General features: G+C 71.4%; 3 protein-coding genes. All 3 read right to left on the bottom strand.

The genetic code is table 11. The features are described 5' to 3' along the window. Nucleotides 1-156 precede the first annotated feature (156 nt). Nucleotides 157-972, bottom strand: coding sequence for a hypothetical protein (locus tag A7A76_RS04245; RefSeq protein ID WP_206410028.1), 816 nt, complete (start codon nt 970-972; stop codon nt 157-159). Between the two features lie 438 nt (nt 973-1410). Then, the gene (locus A7A76_RS04240; protein WP_241200718.1) at nt 1411-2361 is read right to left on the bottom strand and encodes a DUF2268 domain-containing protein; all 951 of its coding nucleotides are present in this window, start codon (nt 2359-2361) and stop codon (nt 1411-1413) included. Between the two features lie 156 nt (nt 2362-2517). Continuing rightward, the coding region (locus tag A7A76_RS04235; protein WP_206410027.1) for a hypothetical protein at nt 2518-2732 on the bottom strand (215 nt) is incomplete at its 5' end.

Below are 2732 nucleotides of genomic sequence, written 5' to 3'. Positions count from 1 at the left end.
AGCGCCGTCGATCGGGCGCGGTGGTGCGCGCGCGGCGAGGCGCGGGCGCGGCCTTGGGCCCAGTCCGGCGCGCGATCGCTGCCTGTCGATCTCGGCCCCGACCGTCGCGCCGACGGCACGGCGCAGCCGCACCGTGCCGCGCCGCCGGGGCTGTGCTCAGCTCTGGTGGATTTCGATCCAGCCGTCGAAGCCGTTGGCCTGCGCGGCCGGGAACCCGGCCGGCAGCGCGCCCAGCACCGCACCGCCGGCGACGTTGCCCGCCGCCGGCAACACCTGCGTGCCGTTCATCACCGCCGGCAGCTGCGGCAGCGCGAAGCCCACCGGGAACGCCGGCACCGCGTTGACCGCGTAGTTGCCGATGTTGGCCGCGGCGTTGCCGGTGGAAACGTTGACCGGCTTGACGATGCTCACCGCGCGCCAGCTCACGCGGATGAATTCCGGCGCGTAGGAATACAGGTTCTGCGCGTTGGTCATGGTCGGATCGGAGAACGGGCTCACCGAGGCCTGCACGCAGTAGTACACGCCGTACCACGACGGCCGCTGGCCGCCGAGTTCGTACTGATAGCAGGCGGCGATGAAGCCGTCGATATAGCCCTCGACGGTGGCGTGATTGGCGTTGCCCACGCCGGTCAGCGGCACCAGGTTCTGCCAGTTGTTGCCCGGCCCGCCCCAGCGGCCGTTGATGAGGTGGCCGCGGATCCACGGATAGGTCAGGTCCTGGACGAAACTCAGCGGCGGGCCGCCGATCAGCAACTGATCCCACGGCGCGCCGCCGGCGGTGGGCACGTTGTTGCCTTGCTGTCCGGGCATCGCCAGGTCGGGCCCGAGCACCGCCGAGGCGGTGCTGGCGCCGAAGTTGGCGATCTGGCGCACCGCGAGCGCCCCCAACTGCGCGCGTGCGAGAGTGAATATCGGCTGGTTGGTGCTCCAGTGCGGATTGCCGGGCGCGCCGGTGTAGATGATTCGGCTCATGAGGTCACCTGTCGGGATCGTGCGTATGGGATCGTGGAATCGGCGGTCGCAGCCGACAGGCGCGCAGGGCCACGCCCGCAGGCGCGACGGTCGGAAGCCGGCGCGTTCGCTGCGCACGCGGCGCCCTCGCGGGACGTCCGTCCGCAGCCTGCGCGGACGCGGCTCAGCGAGGAGAAACGCGGCAGGGATGCGCGCGTGAATCGGCCGCGACGGACACAGCGGGATTCATGGCGATCGGCGCGTGCGAGCGCGCGATGCGAGCGACGCGGCGAAGCAGAAAATCACAGGGACCGGCGGGCGCGTCGCGGCGAAGAATGCGGCGTGACGAGGCGAGACGACGAACGCGGTCGTGCAGCTACAGCGTCCGCAGGCGGACGTCTTCCGCGGAGATCGTGCGTTGCAGCGGATACGCGATGCCGCATCGGCGTGGATCGCCGCTCAATCCCCCGGCTGCCAGCCGCTTCGCGCCAAAAACGCCTTGGGATCGGGCATCAGCAGGATTTGCGCCAGCGCCGCGCGCTTGTCGTCGGCGCGCCGGTAATACGCCCGGGCGATGCGATAACCGATCCAATAGCCCTGGTCGTAAGGCCCGTCGGAGTCCTTGCGGTAGTTGTACATCCACTGGCTGTAGTCGGTGTTGTCCTGCTCGCGCAGGAACGCTTCGCCGATCGCCTTCTCCCGGCCGCGCACGCGCACGGCCAGGCCGGGATTGGCGACGCCGCCGGCGATCACTTCGGCGACGAACTCCGCCGCGCCTTCGGTCAGCGACATCAATCGCACGTTCCCGCGCGGATCGCCCGGCGGCAGTTCCTGCGCGGCGGCGGGCTGCTGGATGTGGGCGTACTCGTGCGCGATGACCCGCACGAAGCGGTCTTCCGGATCGGGATTCATGAACTGCGCCGCGCACAGCGCCTCCAGGCCGATGGTGACGCCGGAGGGATTGGTGATGCCGACCGGCTTGCCGCGGCCGACCACGATCGCCACCGGCGGGAACGCCGCCTGCGGGTACAGTTCGCCGAGCTTGCGCAACGAAGCGGCCACGCGCCGCTTCACCTTCGGCAACAGCGCCAGACAACGGCGCGCATCGCGGTACATCGCAGGATCCGCGGCGATCTGCGCGGCGATGCGCTCGCCGGTGACCCGGCGCATCTGCGCGAACTCCTTGAGGCTGGGGCTGCCCTGGGCCAGATACTGGTCGAGCTGGGCCACGCTGGGACGGCCGTCGGTGGCGTTGTACAGCGCGTAGAAGCGCTCGACATCGTCGGTGCGGATTTCCGGTTCCGCGGCAGGCGCGGCGGCGTGGGCGGCGGACGCTGCGACGAACAGCAGCGCCAGCGGCAACGCGCGGCGAAGGCCGATGACGCACAAGGCGAGCGAGGAGGCGGGCATGCGCGGCGGATCCGGTCGAAGGCGGGAGAGTCGGGAGAGGCCCGAGCGGCGCCGAGTCTGCGCCGGCTTCCGCGGTTTGCTCACTGCCACAAGTCACGGCCCGAACAACGCCGCCGGCGCCGCCGTCCGGCGACCGCCCGCCTCACTGCGCGCGCCTCACTGCGCGCGCAACGCCTGCATCGGATCGCTGCGCGCCGCGCGCAGGGCCGGCCACAGCGCAGCCAGGGCCGCGGTCGCCATGAGCAGGCCGATCACCAGCGCGATCGCCGCCGGATCGGCGGTGCTGATCCCGAACACGAAGCGCCGGATCAGGCGCGAGGCGGCCAGCGCCGCGCCGATGCCGAGCAACAGGCCGAGCGCCGCCTGCGCGC

The sequence above is a fragment of the Lysobacter enzymogenes genome (genome assembly GCF_017168095.1).
Classification (GTDB): domain Bacteria; phylum Pseudomonadota; class Gammaproteobacteria; order Xanthomonadales; family Xanthomonadaceae; genus Lysobacter; species Lysobacter enzymogenes_D.
This window is presented reverse-complemented; position numbering and strand designations above follow the sequence as displayed.